A 16752-nucleotide genomic window follows, 5' to 3' on the forward strand; every position below is an offset into this window, starting at 1 on the left:
CGGTGTTACTGTCGTCACAGCCAAGGCGGGCACCCGGCAATCGGGAGCTATCTACCAGGCGCAACTTAACCTTCAATGAATAAGCTGCCAGGTAGTGGTGTCGACCCGTCCAAGACACGTCCCATCCCTGCTCTGGCGGCTTCGAAGCCTAGGAATCGCCATGAACACCATCCCCACCCCCCAGGAACAACTGGTCAGAGCCGTTGAGCTGGCAACAGCCAACGTCCACAACCACGGCGGGCCGTTCGGCGCCGTCATCGTCACAGCTGACGGGAGGGCGTTCGACGGCGTCAACCGCGTCACCGACAACAACGACCCGACAGCGCACGCCGAGGTCACCGCGATCCGCACCGCCTGCGCCGCTCTGGGAACCTTCGATCTGACCGGGGCCACCCTCTACAGCAGCTGCGAGCCCTGCCCCATGTGCCTCGCCTCGGCATTGTGGGCCCGCGTTGAACGCGTCTACTTCGCCGCCGACCGCTACGATGCGGCAAGCGCCGGCTTCGACGACGCGGTCTTTTATGAATACTTCGACACCCCGGTGGCGGAGCGGCTGATGCCTGTCGGCCAGCTGCAGACGCAGGACATCCCCGCCGTGGCCCCGTTTGATGCGTGGAACGCGAACACCGCCAGGATTGCGTACTAGGGCTAGGTGCATTGACATGGCACTGCTCCCTCAGACAGCCGATCCCCGCGATCCGGCCCGCAGCCCGTCCACCCCACCGGAATCTAACACTCCGGAGCATGGTTCCCCCAAGGTGAAATTCCCGGGATTGGACGCCTTCTTCAAGATCACCGAGCGTGGTTCAACCCTGGCGCGCGAAATGCGTGGTGGGATCGTCACCTTCTTCACGATGGCCTACATCGTCATCCTCAACCCGCTGATCCTTGGTGGCTTCAGCGCCACCTCGGCGCCCGTGGATGTGGCAGGCGGCTGGCTCTCGGCCGCGCAGGTCGGGGCCGTGACGGGCCTGACCGCCGGTCTGATGACCATCATCTTCGGCCTGGTGGCCAACCTCCCGTTCGGCCTCGCCGCCGGGCTGGGCATCAATTCCTTCCTGGCCGTGTCGGTCATCCACGAGGTCACCTGGCCCGAGGCCATGGGACTGGTGGTCATCAACGGCATACTCATCGTCCTGTTGGGTGCCACCGGCGCCCGAACCGCCATCTTCCGCGCCGTGCCCCGTGAACTCAAAGCCGCGATCACCGTGGGCATCGGCCTCTTCATCGCCTTCATCGGCTTCGTGGACTCAGGTTTCGTCCGTGCCACCAAGGGCGGGCCTCCCGTCCAATTGGGCGAGGACGGATCCATCGCCTCCATCCCGACGCTCGTCTTCGTCATCGGACTGCTGACAATGGGCATCCTGGTCGCCCGCAAGGTCCAGGGCGGCCTGCTGATCGGCATCGCCGCCACCACCGTGCTGGCCGTGGTGGTCGAGGCCGCCATGGGCATCGGGGCCTCCAGCGCCGACAACCCCGGAGGCTGGCACCTGAACACGCCCGTCCTCTCGGGACAGCTGGTCTCCGTGCCGGATCTGGGCCTGGTGGGGCAGTTTGATGTGTTCGGTGCCTTCGGCCGAGTGGGTGGACTGGCAGCAACGATGCTCGTGTTCACCCTGGTCTTCACCAACTTCTTCGACGCCATGGGCACCATGACCGGCCTGGCGAAGAGCGCCGGGCTGGCCGACAAGAACGGGACCTTCCCGCGGCTGAAGTCAGCGTTTGTTGTCGAGGGCCTTTCGGCCGTCGTCGGCGGAGCCACCTCCGGATCCTCGAACACCGTCTATGTCGACTCCGCGGCCGGCATCGGCGAAGGTGCCCGGACCGGTCTCGCATCGGTGGTGACGGGCGTGCTGTTCCTGGGCTCGATGTTCTTTACTCCGCTGACCAGTGTGGTTCCGCTGGAGGTTGCTGCCGCCGCCCTCGTGGTGGTGGGTGCCATGATGATGGCGCAGATCCGTGAAATCAACTTCACGAAGTTCTCCGTCGCCCTCCCGGCCTTCCTGACCATTGTCACCATGCCGCTGACCTACTCGATCGCCAACGGCATCGGTGCGGGATTCATTTCCTGGGCCATCATTCGCGCCGCGTCCGGCAAGGCCAAAAAAATCCACCCCCTCATGTGGGTCGTGGCGGCCGGTTTCGTGGTCTACTTTGCCCGAGGACCCATCAGCCTTTGGCTCGGCGGGAACTAACAGGCGGACTCCGCACACGGGCGCCCCGCCTTGCAAGGCGGGGCGCCCGTGTGCGGCAGGGAGGAAATCATGCTTGAACTTCTTGAACAGATGCCGGCCTGGTTCAGCCAGGCGGGCACCGGGCCCTGTGCGGTGGCCACCATCGTGGGCACCCAGGGGTCCGTTCCGCGGCCGGTGGGCACCTCGATGCTGGTCTCCGCCGACGGCGTGCTCGGCTCGCTGTCCGGCGGCTGCGTCGAAGGCGCCGTCATCGCACTGGCCCGCGAAGCACTCGCCGACGGCCAGCCGCGGCGGGAGCACTTCGGCTACAGCGCCGAGGACGCCTTTGCCGCGGGATTGACCTGCGGCGGCAGCCTGGATGTGCACATCCGGCCCTACACATCCGGTGCCACGGCACAGCTTGCCGCCCTGGCGGCGGAATCGCCGGGCAGCACAGCGCTCATCCGGCGTCTGGACGACACCGAGTCCCTCGCCGGCACGCACGGCGGGCCGGCCACAGAGGCCGGCGCCGGCGTCGTCGTGGTCCGCGACCCGCAGCGGCTGGGCGGGCACCGCCTGGCCGATGAGCTGGCCGCCCTGCTGGGCGAGGACGCCCGGGAGGACGCCAGCATGGGCCGGCGCGCTGCAGCCCATGTGGCAGCCATGGTCCGCTCCGGACTGACGGGGGTGGTGACAGTGTCGCCGGAACAACGTGAATGCTTCGGCACGGCGCCCACCCTGCTGGTGGAAAGCCGGCTGCCGGCACCGCGGATGCTCATTTTCGGTGCCAACGACTTCGGTGCGGCACTGCTGCCCGGGGCCAGGCTGCTGGGCTTCCATGTCACCATCTGCGATGCCCGGGAGGCCTTCGCCGGGCAGGAGCGCTTCCGCGCCGCGGATTCCGTGGCCATTGCCTGGCCGCACCGCTATCTGCGGGCCGAGGCGGACGCCGGCCGGGTGGATGCGCGCACAGTGGTGTGCGTGCTGGGCCACGATCCCAAGTTTGACATCCCACTGCTGGCCGCGGCCCTGGACCTGGATCTGGCCTATGTGGGCGCGATGGGATCGCGCCGCAGCCACGGCCAGCGGGTGGCGTCACTGCTTCAGGGCGGCACGGACCGAAGGGCACTGGCCAGGCTGCACTCACCCATTGGTCTGGACCTGGCGGCCGAAACGCCGGCGGAGGTGGCCGTATCAATCCTGGCCGAAGTTGTGGCCGCCCGGCACCTGCCAGGCCACCCGAAATCACTAATGAATGGCACTGGAGCCATCCACCATTCTGAGTTGGCACCGGTCTAGGAGGCCCCCATGGACATGAACACTATTGAGGCAGTGGTGCCCACGGTGGACCCGGACCAGTGGCGCGAGGGCGATGCCTGGCTGGCCGGCGGCACGGTGCTGTTTTCCTACGGCAGCTCGGTGCTGCGCCGCCTGCTGGACATCAGTTCGGCAGGCTGGCCCGCCATCACCATCACCGAAGACGGCATCGAATTGGCGGCCACCGCCACCATCGCCGAGCTCTATGCACTACCCACCGCCGATGGGTTGGCCGACAGATGGCCGGCGCTGGATCTGGTGCGCCGGTGCTGCGATTCCTTCGTGGCCTCGTTCAAAATCTGGAACATGTCCACGGTGGGCGGCAACATCGCCACCGGGCTGCCGGCCGGACCGATGATCTCGCTCTGCGCTGCGCTGGACGGCGTGGCAAGGATCCTGGCACCCGGCGGCGGCAGCCGCGAGGTGCCGGTGGCTGAGCTGGTGGTCGGTGATGGCCAGACGGCACTGCGGCCGGGGGAGCTGCTGCGCAGCATCTGGCTGCCGCATGACGCGCTGGCGGCGCGGACGGCGTTCCGGCGCCTGTCGCTGAGCAACCTCGGCCGCTCCGGCGTGCTGCTGATCGGCCGCCTCGGCGCCAACGGCGTCCTGGTGCTGACTGTCACGGCATCCACCAAACGACCGGTGCAGCTGCGGTTCGGAGGGGGGAATGGCTCCGGAGTGGACTCCGGTCTGCTGCCGGGGCGTCCCGATGCCGCGGCCCTGGCCGCGGCGTTGGGTGCCGCCATCCCCGAAGAGCTCTACCACGACGACATCCACGGGCTGCCGCAGTGGCGCCGCGATATGACCTACCGGCTGGCGGAGGAGATCCGCACCGAGCTTCTCGATGAACCCGCCGGCGGAGATTCCAGCCACCTTTCCGGCACCCCGCAGGGCGGGGAACCCACCGGCACGACGACCCCAGGAGGCGAGTAGCCATGTCCATGGACATCAACGGAACCACGCATGACACCGAACCGCGGCCGGGGCAGTGCCTGCGCACCTTCCTGCGCGAGGAGGGCATGTTTGGCGTAAAGAAGGGCTGCGACGGCGGCGACTGCGGTGCCTGCACCGTCCACGTGGACGGCACGCCCGTGCACAGCTGCATCTATCCCGCCGTCCGGGCGGCGGGGCGGAGCGTCACCACGGTGGAGGGGCTGGCCGATGCCTCGGGTCTGCACCCGGTGCAGGAGCAGTTCCTGGCGGCCCAGGGTTTCCAGTGCGGATTCTGCACCGCCGGCATGCTGATGACGGCGGCCACCTTTGACGACGCCCAGAGGGAGGACCTGCCGCGGAATCTGAAGGGCAACCTCTGCCGCTGCACCGGCTACGCCTCCATCGAGGCCGCCGTCTGCGGCGGCCATGGCGGGGATGCGGCCAGCGACGACGCGGCTGCGGGTGTCGACAGCGCCGCGGCCGGTCAGGTGGGCGGCAATGTGCCAGCTCCGGCGGGCCGGGACATCGTCACGGGCCAGGCCCGATACACGCTGGACGTTCCGGCGGAGCAACTGCCCGGACTGCTGCACATGAAGCTGGTCCGTTCGCCGCACCCGCATGCGCGGATCCGCTCCATTGACGCCGCCGCGGCCCTGGCGCTGCCCGGGGTCCGGGCCGTCTTCACCCATCTCGACGCCCCGGAGCAGCTGTACTCCAGCGCCCAGCACGAGCTCTACACGGACGACCCGGACGACAGCCGCGTGCTGGACTCCGTGGTGCGGTTCATTGGCCAGCGCGTGGCGGCGGTGGTGGCGGACAGCGTCGCCGAGGCCGAGGCCGGCGTGCGGGCCGTGGTGGTGGAATACGAGCTGCTTGATGCTGTGTTCGACCCCGAATTGTCGGCCCTGCCGGGTGCTCCGGCGCTGCATGGGGAGAAGGACGGCGAGACGGCCAGGATTGCCAATCCGGCCCTGAACACCATCGCCGAACTCCATTCGGAGCTGGGTGACGTCGCCGCCGGACTGGCGGCAGCCGACGTCGTGCATGAACACGTCTACCGGACCCAGCGGGTGCAGCACGTCTCGCTGGAAACGCATGCCTCCATCGGGTGGATCGAAGACTCCGACGCCGACGCAGGCGCCCTCGACGGCGGCCGGCTTGTGGTGCGCTCCTCCACCCAGACGCCGTTCCTCACCCGCCGCTCGCTGTGCCGCGTCTTCTCGCTGCCCGCGGACAAGGTCCGGGTGGTGGCCGGCCGGGTGGGCGGCGGCTTCGGCGGCAAGCAGGAGATGCTCACCGAGGACGTCGTCGCACTCGCCGTGCTTCGCCTGCGCCGGCCGGTGCAGCTGGAATTCACCCGCACGGAGCAGTTCACAGCTTCCACCACGCGGCATCCCTTCCGGATCCGGCTGCGGGCCGGGGCCAAGCGGGACGGCACGCTCACTGCCCTGGCGGTGGATGTGCTGACCAACACCGGAGCCTACGGCAACCATGCGCCGGGGGTGATGTTCCACGGCTGCGGCGAATCGCTGTCCGTCTACAAATGCGCGAACAAGAAGATCGATGCCCGCGCCGTCTACACCAACACCGTGCCGGCCGGCGCGTTCCGCGGCTATGGGCTGAGCCAGATGATCTTCGCCGTCGAATCCGCCATCGACGAGTTGGCCGCACAGCTGGGCATGGACCCTATGGAGTTCCGCCGCAGGAACATCGTCCGCTCCGGAGACCCGATGCTGTCCTCGCATCCGGAGCCGGAGGAGGACGTGCTCTACGGCAGCTACGGCCTGGACCAGTGCATCGAGCTCGTGGACGATGCCCTCAAGCGCGGGGCGGAACGCTACCGGCTCTCGGGCAAGGGCGGCGTCGGCGGTGCGGGCCTGGGCCCGGAGTGGGTGCACGGCACGGGCACGGCCCTGTCGATGATCGACACCGTCCCGCCGCGCGGGCACTTTGCGCACAGCCGGGTACGGCTTCTGCCCGACGGCGGCTACCAGGTGGATGTGGGCACGGCCGAGTTTGGCAACGGGACCACCACCGTGCACGCACAGCTGGCGGCGACGGCGCTGGGCACCAACGCCGCCACGGTGGAGGTGCGGCAGTCCGACACGGACCTGACCGAGCATGACACCGGCGCCTTCGGATCGACCGGGACGGTGGTGGCCGGCAAGGCAACACTGGCCGCCGCCGAGGAACTGGCGGTCCGGATCACTGCCCTGGCGTCCGAGCTCAGCGGGGTTCCGGCGGCCCAGTGCGTGCCGGGACCCGGCGCCGTCGACTGTGGCGGCACGCCGATGCCGCTGGCCGAGCTCCACCGGCGGGCCGCAGAACGCGGTGACCTTCTGGAAGCCGAGGGCCGCTGGCACGGAACGCCGCGGTCCGTGGCGTTCAATGTGCATGGCTTCGCGGTGGCGGTGAACACCGGAACGGGGGAGCTGCGGATCCTGCAGAGTGTCCAGGCCGCCGACGCCGGCGTCGTGGTGAATCCGCGGCAGTGCCGCGGGCAGATCGAGGGCGGCATCGCCCAGGCGCTGGGCGCGGCACTGTATGAGGACGTGCGGGTGGGGCCCGGTGGGAAGGTGGAAACCGACATCCTGCGCCAGTATCACATCCCCACCTTCGCCGATGTGCCGCGCAGCGAGGTCTACTTCGCCGACACCACCGATGCGCTGGGGCCGCTGGGGGCGAAATCCATGAGCGAAAGCCCGTTCAACCCGGTGGCTCCGGCGATGGCCAACGCCATCCGCAACGCCACCGGCGTCCGCTTTGGCGAACTGCCGATCACCCGCGACAAGATCTACCTGGGCCTGCGGGATGCGAACAGTGACGTGTCTACCGGCGGAGCCATGGTGGGCGCCTAGGTCCAGTCCGGAATCCGGGTGGACAGATGGGCTAGCGTGGTGACGATGAATGCCTTGGGAAATTCTCCGTTCTGGCGGCTGGCGCTCGCCACGTTCCTCATTGGCAGCGCCCTGGCCGGGTGCGCCGGCCCCCAGCGCAACGGCCCCGAGAGCGTCAGCCCCCGGGGTGCCGGCCCGGGTGGGACTGCAGGCGAACGTGCCTCAGCAACGTGGGCCGCCGACCATTCCTGGGCGGTGGATCTCTCGGCCACGGAGCGGAAGGTCTTCGTCACCACCTATGGCAGCTCGTCGTGCCCGGCCACCATAGCGGTGGTCCAGATGGTCGAGCCAGACAACCTCGCCATCACAGTGGAGGTTGGGCAGGTCCGGGATGTATGTTCGGCCGATATGGCGCCGCACACATCCAGTGCCGACGTCCCGGAAGGCGTGTTCACGGAGCCCGTGGTCAAGATCGCCCTGGAGGGCAACCCGGTGGTCATAACGCTGCACAGGTAGTGCGGCACATTGACGCTGTGGGGCTGGCGGGTCCCGGCCCGGGACGCGCTACCCCTTTGGGGACGCGTCCACTACTGCGTCATCAAAGGGGAACGACGTCGGGCGCAGGGGACGCACTCGACTGACCATCCGCCGGCGGCGCTGGCCATCAGGGGAAGGCTAATCCAGCAGGTGCAGCTGGGCTGGCGTATCGACGTCGGCCCCGTCTGACAAATCGCTGCAGTCCACCAGATCGACCAGTTCCGGGTGGCCGCGCAGGAAAATGCGTGCACCGGCATCGCCGCTGGCGGTGGCCGCTGCCTGCGCAGCCAGATCGGCGTCGAAGAGCACGGGGTGGCCGCGGACCAGCCCGCCGTCGTCGGAGCGGAATCCGGCGGCGGTGATCCGGCCTTCCTTGTGCACTGCGATCAGCCGCGCCACCAGCTCCGACCCCATGCCGGGCTGGTCCACCAGCGCCACCAGGACGTTGTCTGGCGTGGGCTGGTTGTCCGGGCCAGCGCCGCCGGCCGGTGCCAGAGCCGCGGCCACGCCGGCGGCGAACGAGGTGCCCATGCCCTCGGCCCAGCGCGGATTGTCCATTGCCCGGCACCCAGCGGGGAGTCCGGCCGCCCGGACCTCGGCAGCACCGGAGCCCAGCACCACCACCACCTCGGAACAGCCGCCCGCCAGCAGCACCGCTGCCGCATGCTGCGCCAGAGTGCCGCCGCGGTAGGGCAGCAGTGCCTTGGGCCCGCGGCCCAGCCGGGTGCCGGCGCCGGCGGCCAGCAGCACCGCCGTTGTTTTCTGTGTCATGGCTCCACTCTAGGGATGGTGCGGAAAATAGTGATGCCCGTGTCTTGGAGGAGACACGGGCATCACGGCATGGGGTGGTTGTTAGCTGTCGCCGCCGGCCTGGCCGGTGGTGCCGGCGTTGACGTCCAGGAGCCGGTATTTCTCGATGGCCTGGGCGGGGGCCTGCCAGTCGACCTCGCCGCGGCGGGCGAGCATTTCCAGGGCGCGGACGACGATGGAGTGGGAGTCGATCTTGAAGAACCTCCGGGCGGCCTGGCGGGTGTCGGAGAATCCGAACCCGTCCGCGCCCAGGGTCGCGAATTCGTTGGGCACGAATTGGCGGACCATGTCCGGGACGGCCTTCATGTAGTCCGACACGGCCACGACGGGTCCGGTCGCCCCGGCGAGCTTTTCGGTGATGTAGGGGGTGCGGGCCTGTCCTCCCGGGTTCAGGAACGCGTCCTCTTCGGCGGCGAGCCCGTCGCGGCGCAGTTCCGTCCAGGACGTCACGGACCACACATCGGCCGACACGCCCCAGTCCTGGGCGAGGATCCGCTGGGCCTCGATGGCCCACGGCACGGCCACGCCGGAGGCCAGCAGCTGGGTGCGGGGCCCGTCGGTGGTCGCCGGGGCGGCCAGGTAGATCCCCTTTGTGATGCCCTCGACGTCGATCTCGGCCGGGGCGGCCGGCTGGGTGATCGGCTCGTTGTACACGGTGATGTAGTACATCACGTTGGGGTCGGTGGAATCCTTGCCGTACATGCGTTCCAGGCCGGCCTTGATGATCACCCCGATCTCGTACCCGTAGGCCGGGTCGTAGGAGATCACGGCCGGGTTGGTGGAGGCCAGGATCGGGGAGTGCCCGTCCGCATGCTGCAGGCCCTCACCGGTCAGGGTGGTGCGCCCGGCGGTCGCGCCGATGATGAAGCCGCGGGTCATCTGGTCCGCGGCGGCCCAGAAGGAGTCCCCGGTGCGTTGGAAGCCGAACATGGAGTAGAACACGTAGATCGGCACGAGCGGCTGCCCGTGGGTGGCGTAGGCGGTGCCGGCGGCGGTGAACGCGGCCACGGAGCCGGCCTCGTTGATGCCGGCGTGCACGATCTGCCCGGAGATGGATTCCTTGTAGGCCAGGACGAGGTCGCGGTCCACGGAGAGGTAGTTCTGCCCGTTGGGGTTGTAGATCTTCGCGGTCGGGAAGAACGCGTCGATGCCGAAGGTGCGGGCCTCGTCCGGGATGATCGGCACGATCCGGTTGCCGAAGTCCTTGTCGCGCATCAGGTCCTTGAGCAGGCGCACGAACGCCATGGTCGTGGCGGCCTGCTGCTTGCCCGAGCCGCGGTTGGCCATCTCGTAGGACTTCTCCGCCGGCAGGACGACCTCGGCGTGCTTGCTGCGGCGTTCGGGGACGAAGCCGCCCAGGGCGGCCCGGCGTTCCATCAAATACTGGATTTCCGGGGCGTCCATGCCGGGGTGGTAGTACGGGGGACGGTACGGGTCCGCCTCCAGCACCTCATCCGAAATGGGCAGGCGCAGCAGGTCGCGGAAGTCCTTCAGGTCCTGCAGGGTGAGCTTTTTCATCTGGTGCGTGGCGTTGCGCGCCTCGAAGTGGGTGCCCAGGCCGTAGCCCTTGACGGTGTGGGCCAGGATCACGGTGGGCTTGCCCTTGAAGTCGGTGGCGGCCTTGTAGGCGGCGTAGACCTTCTTGTAGTCGTGCCCGCCGCGCTTCAAATTCCAAATCTCATCGTCGGACAGGTCCGCGACAAGGTCCTTGGTTTGGGGGGTTTGGCCGAAGAAGTGGTCGCGGATGAATCCGCCGGATTCGGCCTTGTAGGTCTGGTAGTCGCCGTCGACGGTGGTGTTCATGACCTTCACCAGGGAGCCGTCCGTATCCTTGGCGAGCAGCCCGTCCCATTCCCGGCCCCAGAGGACCTTGATGACGTTCCAGCCGGCGCCGCGGAAGAAGGCCTCCAGTTCCTGGACGATCTTGCCGTTGCCGCGCACCGGCCCGTCCAGGCGTTGGAGGTTGCAGTTGATGACGAAGTTCAGGTTGTCGAGCTTGTCGTTCGCGGCGAGTTGGAGCAGGCCGCGGGATTCGGGCTCGTCCATCTCCCCGTCGCCCAGGAACGCCCAGACCTGCTGGTCGGAGGTGTCCTTGATGCCGCGGTGGTGCAGGTACCGGTTGGACTGGGCCTGGTAGATCGCGTTCATCGGGCCGATGCCCATGGACACGGTGGGGAATTCCCAGAAGGCCGGCATCAGGCGCGGGTGCGGGTAGGAGGAGAGGGCGTGGCCCTCCTTGGACTTTTCCTGCCGGAACCCGTCCAGGTCCTCCTCGGACAGGCGGCCCTCCATGAACGCGCGGGCGTACATGCCCGGGGACGCGTGGCCCTGGAAGAAGACCTGGTCGCCGCCGCCGGGGTGGTCCTTGCCGCGGAAGAAGTGGTTGAAGCCGACCTCGTACAAGGTCGCGGCGCCGGCGTAGGTGGAGATGTGGCCGCCGACGCCGATGCCGGGGGCCTGGGCGCGGTGGACCATGACGGCGGCGTTCCAGCGCAGCCAGGCCCGGTATTTGCGTTCGATTTCCTCGTTGCCGGGGAATTGGGGTTCCTGGTCGGCCGGGATCGTGTTCACGTAGTCCGTGGTGGTGACCATCGGCACGCCCACGGACTGGGCGCCGGCGCGTTGGAGCAGGGAGCGCATGATGAATTGGGCACGTTCGGTGCCACGTTCCTGAATCAAGGAATCCAGGGACTCCTGCCACTCCGCCGTTTCCGTGGGATCGGTGTCGGGGGCGTAGCTGGTCAGTTGGGTAAGGATTTGTGTCGAATCTTCAGAGAGGTACACATCCGGCCTTTCATGCTTGTGGGGTTGGTGGATTTGTCGTCCAGTTCCCCATGGATGGTTCACGACCGGACCAAAGTGGGTCGCGTTCCGGCCATGTCCTTAGGATGAGGATCATGAACCGGTGTCCCCGGGCTGTCACACCATTGGGACGGCTATGATTTCATTATATGGAAGAAAACTTTCATTTCTAAGATGTTACGTCAAAGTGTACGCGCCTGGGAAGACGCTGAAGAGGAGTTGTTGAGTATGGCAACCATTGATGGGCCGCGCGCGGCCATCGTGACTGGAGCAGGCTCGGGCATCGGACGGGCCGTGGCCCGCGCTCTGCTGGCGGACGGATGGCAGGTGGCGCTGGCCGGACGCCGTGCTGCGGCACTGGCGGAAACCGCGGGGGAGGACCCCAACGCCCTCTGCATCCCCACCGACGTCGCCGATGAGGCGGCGGTGGACGCGCTCTTCGCCGCCACGGCCGAGCGCTTTGGCCGGGTGGATGTGCTGTTCAACAACGCAGGCATCTTTGGGCCGATGGCCTCGCTGGACGAGGTGGGCCTGGATGAATGGGAGCAGACCCTCTCGGTGAACCTCACCGGTGCCATGCTCTGTGCCCGCGCCGCCTTCCGCCAGATGCGCGCCCAGACGCCCCAGGGCGGGCTGATCATCAACAATGGCTCCATCTCCGCCCACTCGCCCCGCCCGCTGTCCGTGGCCTACACCGTGAGCAAGCACGCCATCTCCGGCCTGACCAAGAGCATCGATCTGGACGGGCGGCCCTACGGCATTCGCTGCGGGCAGATCGACATCGGCAACACGGCCACCGAGATCATGAGCGAGCTCGGTGTGGGGACAGGTGCCCTGCAGGCGGACGGCAGCCGGATGGTCGAGCCTACGTTTCCGGTGGCCGAAGCGGCACGGGTGGTGCTGATGATGGCCTCGCTGCCGCCGTCGGCCACCATCGGCTCCATCCAGATCCTGGCCTCGGGCATGCCCTTCACCGGCCGCGGGTAGCCGGCACACCTGCGGCGGACACCACGAGCCGGGCATCCGCCGTCGTGCACAAAGCCGCATTAAAGAACACTGGAGCGGCGTCCCTTCCCCGATCGGCCCAGATGAGGGAGGGGGCGCCGCCCCAGTGCAGATCCAGTCGTCGACTACTGGTTCTAGTGCGCCGTGGAGGGATCCTCCACGACACGTATTTCCTTGCCGTCGGCGTCAACCAGCCGGCCATCCTCGCAGCGGTCGCCGTGGCGAAGGCATTCGAGGAGCTCGGCGGTGATTTGCCGGTCTGTGCCGGCGGCAAAAACTGAAGGGTTCTCCGGGGTGCCACGCTTGAGGTGGTTGAACAGCAGGTTCAGCAGGATCGCCATGACCGCTGCCGAGGAGATCCCGGAGTGGAAGATCGTGGCGAACCAGACGGGGAACTGGTCGTAGAAGGCCGGGGCGGCGATGGGCAGCATGCCAAAGCCCACGGAGGCCGCCACGATGATCAGGTTCATATTGTTGCGGTAGTCCACCTGGCCCAGGGTGCGGATGCCGCTGGCGGCCACGGTGCCGAACAGCACCAGCCCGGCGCCGCCGAGCACGGACAGCGGCACGGCCGCCACCACGCGCCCCAGGATGGGCAGCAGGCCCAGAGCAACCAGGATCACGCCGCCGGAGGCCACCACAAAGCGGCTCTTGATGCCTGTCACGGCCACGAGCCCCACATTTTGGGCGAAGGCGCTCTGGGTGAAGGAGCCGAAGATGGGGGAGACAAGGCTGGAGGCCATGTCCGCCCGCAGACCCGCGGCGATGCGCTTGGAATCGACCTTGGTGCCCACGATCGAGCCCACAGCCAGAATGTCGGCGGTGGTCTCCGTCAGGATCACCAGCACCACGATGAGCATGGAGACGATGGCCGCCGGATCAAAGGTCGGCAGGCCCAGGTGGAAGGGCATGGGCAGCTCGAAGACGGCGCCGTTGCCCACGTTGGAGAAGTCCGCCTTGCCCATGGCGACGGCGATGAGGGTGCCGATGACCATTGCCAGCAGGATGGACAGCCGGGAAATGGTGGAGCTGCCCAGCTTGCTCAGCAGCAGCACGACGACCAGGGTGATGCCGGCCAGGGCAATGTTGGACACGCTGCCGTAGTCGGCAGCCTTCTTGTTCCCGCCCATGGCCCAGTTCGCGGCCACCGGCATCAGCGAGAGGCCGATGACGGTGATGACGCTGCCGGTGACCACGGGCGGGAAGTACCTGACGATCTTGGAGAACAGCGGGGCGATCAACAGGCCGACGGCGGCCGAGACGATCACTGCGCCAAAGACGGCCCGGATTCCGCCGCCGCCCACGATGGCGACCATGGTGGAGACGGAGGCGAACGAGACGCCCTGCACCAGCGGGAGCTTTGAGCCGAAGAACGGTATGCCAATGGTCTGCAGCAGGGTCGCCGCCCCGCCCATGAACAGGGCTGCGGCGATGAGGACGCCGATGTCCTCCTTGTTCAGCCCTGCCGCCTGGCCGATGATCAGGGGCACGGCAATGATGCCGCCATACATGGTGAGCACGTGCTGGAAACCGTAGGTGAAGCTGGTGGCGATGGGCAGCCGTTCGTCCTCGGGACGATGTGTGTCTACAGCTATGGTGGTGCGGGGTGATTTAGGCATTTTTGAGGACCTCCTTGTCCTTGGGCACGCCGACGGCGGCGGTCCCGGTACCGCTGAATGGGTCGACGGATGGTGGGCACCCGCGCAGCGGCGGGTGCCCACTCGTCATGACGTTTAGCAGAAGCCGGCGATGCCGTCCCAGGCGTTGCCCGCGTCGGGGGCATCCTCGCGCAGCACAGTAGCCTCGATCAGGCCGTAGGGGCGGTCGGCGGCGTAGAAGACCTCATTGGGGTTGTCCAGTCCAAACGGGGAGAGGTCCACCAGGAAGTGGTGCTTGTTGGGCATGGAGAACTTGATCTCTTCAATCTCCGGGTGCGCCAGCAGGACCTTCTGGCCCATGTCGAAGAGGGTCTGCTGCAGGGCGTGGGAGTACCGCTCCGTGAACCCTTCCAGCAGCAGCGCCTTCACATCCGAGTAGGACTTGTTGAAATCGACGTCCGTGGTGTTGAAGCGCCACCGGGCGGAGACGTCGGTGGCCAGGATCCGGTCGGTGGTCTCGGCCAGGGTGGTGTACTGGTCCTTCGGGTAGCCGACAAAGCCCGATTGCGTGGTCTTCAGGACGGTGAGGTCCTTGAGCCCGGCAATGACATGCGTCTGGTCGCCGTCCTTGACGACGACGGCGGTGCGGACCTCCTGGCCGTTGCGGACGAAGGAGTGGTCGTGGCCGACGCCGCCGGCCTGGATGCGGTCCCAGGAGTACGACTCGGCCTCCCAGCGCCCACCGGAAACCCAGTCAAAGCTGGAGGTGAAGTGGTCCGCCAGGCGCAGCAGGAACGCCTCGGGCGAGCCCACGCCGTCGCGGGCCAGGGCGTAGACCGTGTTCTTTTGGGTGTCGGTGGCCACCACATGGGCGTTGTCGCCCGTGAGGTGGGCGTCGGTGAAGTCGCCGCGCAGCTGGGAGGTGACGTTGAGGTCTTCGATCTCGTGGCGGTCCGTGTTGCGGGTGACCTTGACGAGGCGGACCTCCGCCTTGCCGTACTGGTTGGCGCCCAGGATGATCTTGCTGTTTTCGCTCATGATTAGTTGCCTCGATATGTGGAGTAGGAGAAGGGGCTCAGCAGCAGCGGGACATGGTAGTGGTCCTCGCCGGCTGTAACGGTGAAGGTCAGGACGACCTCGGGGAAGAACGTTTCCGTGGCAGTGCGGGCAAAATAGGCTCCGGTGCCGAAACGCAGTTGGTAGGTGCCCGGCGCCAGGACCTCAGGTCCCAGCTCGGGGATCCGGCCGGCGTCGTTGGTCACCCCGGCCGCAAGGTGCGTCCAGGTGGTGCCATCGGCGGCGAAAAGCTCGACGGCGACACGCGCCGCGGGCTTGCCGGAGGAGGTGTCCAGAATGTGGGTGGTCACATGCGAAACGCTCATGCGGCCACCGCTCCTTCCAGGCGCAGGACGGCAATCTCGCGAAGCTGCTGGGCCACGACGGCCAGTTCAACCTCGGGTGGATTCTCCAGGCGCTTGTTGAGCGAGCCCAGGATGTCCGTGGCGCTGCGTCCGGCCGCCCGGATCAGGAAGACCCGGCCGAATTTGGACTCGTAGGCCGCATTCCCCTCGGCGATGGCCGCCAGGATGGCCGGATCCTCGCCGGAGACCCGTGCCTGCTCCGCTGCAGACAGTTTGGCCTCCGTGGAGGTGCCGGCAGCCTTCTGGCCGATCCGGGGGTGGTGCGCCAGGGCCGATTCGATCTCGGGGATCGTGAAGGGATCTGCAGCGATCCTGGCGGAGTCGAGAAGTGCTTCCCGGCTCGAATAGGGGCGGTCATCGATGATCCCATCGATCCACCGTTGGATATCGAGGCAGGGTCGGAGCACTTTTTCCAGCTCCACACGCGCGGCCTCGTTGCATTGTTCAAGCAACATGGTGTTCCTTGCGACAGATACTGGCATCCACGGCGTGGGCTATACGGAACGGCCGGTCCTGGGACTCGGCTGACTCTGGTTGGTCAAGGTTTCGTATCGTGGAACTGTTATTTCAGTATGTGTAATAGTGAACCCGATCACAATCCACTTGTCAAGCACTAATTTATCCAAGGTCCCGCAAAGTGCAAGATCCAAGGGGCTGGAGGCCCTTTTTGGGGGCCTGGTTGGAGGCGCCCCAGGGGTGGAATGGGCGTGCGGCGCTGCGGCCCCCGCCGGTGGATGGGGGCCGCAGCGGACGTTCTGCGGCGCGCTGTGCGGCGCTTTGTGCGGCGCGGGCCGGAAGGGGGCCCGGGAATGGCCTAGGAAAGGCCTAGGAAAGGCCCAAGGACTCCCGCAGCCGCCGGACGTGGCCCTCTGCCGCGACGCTGTATTCCGCGGAGACCACCTGGCCGCCGTCGTCGATCACCACAGTCGTCCGCAGCACGCCCTGCACCGTCTCGCCGTTGACCACCTTGTCGCCCCAGGCGCCGTAGGCAGCCGCGACGGCGCTGCCCTCGTCCGAGAGCAGGGGGAAGTTGAGTCCGTGCTCGGCAGTGAAGGCCTGCAGAGAGTCCGCCGGGTCCGGCGAGATGCCAAGAACCGAGTACCCCGCCGATTTGAGGCTGGCGAGGCTGTCGCGGAAATCGCAGGCTTCAGTGGTGCAGCCGGGGGTCGCGGCCTTGGGGTAGAAATACACCACAACATTGGTCCCCTGGAAGTCGGAGAGTGCAATCGTGGCCCCGGTGGCGTCGGACAGTTCAAAGGCCGGGGCTGTCGCTCCCGGTGCGAGTTGGGTGGTCATGGATGTCTCCCGAAAGGGTTGT

14 protein-coding genes are annotated in these 16752 nt (G+C 67.4%); 7 read left to right on the forward strand and 7 right to left on the reverse strand.

The features are described from left to right. Positions 1-160 precede the first annotated feature (160 nt). From K254_RS0101920 to K254_RS0101945, 6 genes are all read left to right on the forward strand, one after another. The gene (locus K254_RS0101920; protein WP_026553959.1) at positions 161-646 is read left to right on the forward strand and encodes a nucleoside deaminase; all 486 of its coding nucleotides are present in this window, start codon (positions 161-163) and stop codon (positions 644-646) included. Positions 647-662: 16 nt separating this feature from the next. Next, positions 663-2195, forward strand: coding sequence for an NCS2 family permease (locus K254_RS0101925; protein WP_026553960.1), 1533 nt, complete (start codon positions 663-665; stop codon positions 2193-2195). Between the two features lie 69 nt (positions 2196-2264). Next, on the forward strand, positions 2265-3473 hold the full coding sequence (locus K254_RS0101930) for an XdhC family protein (protein ID WP_026553961.1): 1209 nt from the start codon (positions 2265-2267) through the stop codon (positions 3471-3473). A 9-nt stretch (positions 3474-3482) separates the two neighbouring features. After that, positions 3483-4424, forward strand: a complete 942-nt coding sequence (locus K254_RS0101935; protein ID WP_026553962.1) for an FAD binding domain-containing protein — start codon at positions 3483-3485, stop codon at positions 4422-4424. A 2-nt stretch (positions 4425-4426) separates the two neighbouring features. After that, the gene (locus tag K254_RS0101940; RefSeq protein WP_026553963.1) at positions 4427-7282 is read left to right on the forward strand and encodes a molybdopterin-dependent oxidoreductase; all 2856 of its coding nucleotides are present in this window, start codon (positions 4427-4429) and stop codon (positions 7280-7282) included. A 45-nt stretch (positions 7283-7327) separates the two neighbouring features. Then, the gene (locus K254_RS0101945) at positions 7328-7777 is read left to right on the forward strand and encodes a hypothetical protein (protein ID WP_026553964.1); all 450 of its coding nucleotides are present in this window, start codon (positions 7328-7330) and stop codon (positions 7775-7777) included. A gap of 159 nt (positions 7778-7936) precedes the next feature. Here the strand turns inward: K254_RS0101945 and K254_RS0101950 are convergent, their stop codons facing one another. Together K254_RS0101950 and aceE are read right to left on the reverse strand one after the other, a co-directional pair. Further along, entirely contained in the window at positions 7937-8569 is a 633-nt protein-coding gene (locus tag K254_RS0101950; RefSeq protein ID WP_026553965.1) for a nucleotidyltransferase family protein, read from the reverse strand. A gap of 81 nt (positions 8570-8650) precedes the next feature. Beyond that, the gene (gene aceE, locus K254_RS0101955; protein ID WP_035748871.1) at positions 8651-11392 is read right to left on the reverse strand and encodes a pyruvate dehydrogenase (acetyl-transferring), homodimeric type; all 2742 of its coding nucleotides are present in this window, start codon (positions 11390-11392) and stop codon (positions 8651-8653) included. Between the two features lie 246 nt (positions 11393-11638). On the opposite strand from aceE, the gene K254_RS0101960 reads away from it, so the two are divergent. Continuing rightward, a complete protein-coding gene (locus tag K254_RS0101960; protein WP_026553967.1) occupies positions 11639-12397 on the forward strand; it encodes an SDR family oxidoreductase in 759 nt (252 codons plus the stop codon). A gap of 152 nt (positions 12398-12549) precedes the next feature. Here the strand turns inward: K254_RS0101960 and K254_RS0101965 are convergent, their stop codons facing one another. The 5 genes from K254_RS0101965 to bcp all read right to left on the reverse strand — a co-directional run bounded on the left by K254_RS0101965 (position 12550) and on the right by bcp (position 16730). Then, positions 12550-14034, reverse strand: coding sequence for a nucleobase:cation symporter-2 family protein (locus K254_RS0101965; protein ID WP_051388685.1), 1485 nt, complete (start codon positions 14032-14034; stop codon positions 12550-12552). Positions 14035-14148: 114 nt separating this feature from the next. Continuing rightward, on the reverse strand, positions 14149-15051 hold the full coding sequence (pucL, locus tag K254_RS0101970) for a factor-independent urate hydroxylase (RefSeq protein WP_026553969.1): 903 nt from the start codon (positions 15049-15051) through the stop codon (positions 14149-14151). 2 nt (positions 15052-15053) lie between these two features. Continuing rightward, positions 15054-15395 (reverse strand): hydroxyisourate hydrolase, encoded by a 342-nt coding sequence (gene uraH, locus K254_RS0101975; protein ID WP_026553970.1) that lies wholly within the window; start codon positions 15393-15395, stop codon positions 15054-15056. Next, complete coding sequence (gene uraD / locus K254_RS0101980; RefSeq protein ID WP_026553971.1) at positions 15392-15889, reverse strand: 2-oxo-4-hydroxy-4-carboxy-5-ureidoimidazoline decarboxylase; 498 nt, start codon at positions 15887-15889, stop codon at positions 15392-15394. The genes uraH and uraD overlap by 4 nt, the downstream gene beginning before the upstream one ends. Positions 15890-16259: 370 nt before the next feature. Further along, positions 16260-16730, reverse strand: coding sequence for a thioredoxin-dependent thiol peroxidase (gene bcp, locus K254_RS0101985; RefSeq protein ID WP_026553972.1), 471 nt, complete (start codon positions 16728-16730; stop codon positions 16260-16262). Positions 16731-16752: the final 22 nt, after the last annotated feature.

Origin of the sequence: Arthrobacter sp. 35W, assembly GCF_000482545.1 — a bacterium.
Taxonomy (GTDB): Bacteria; Actinomycetota; Actinomycetes; order Actinomycetales; family Micrococcaceae; genus Specibacter.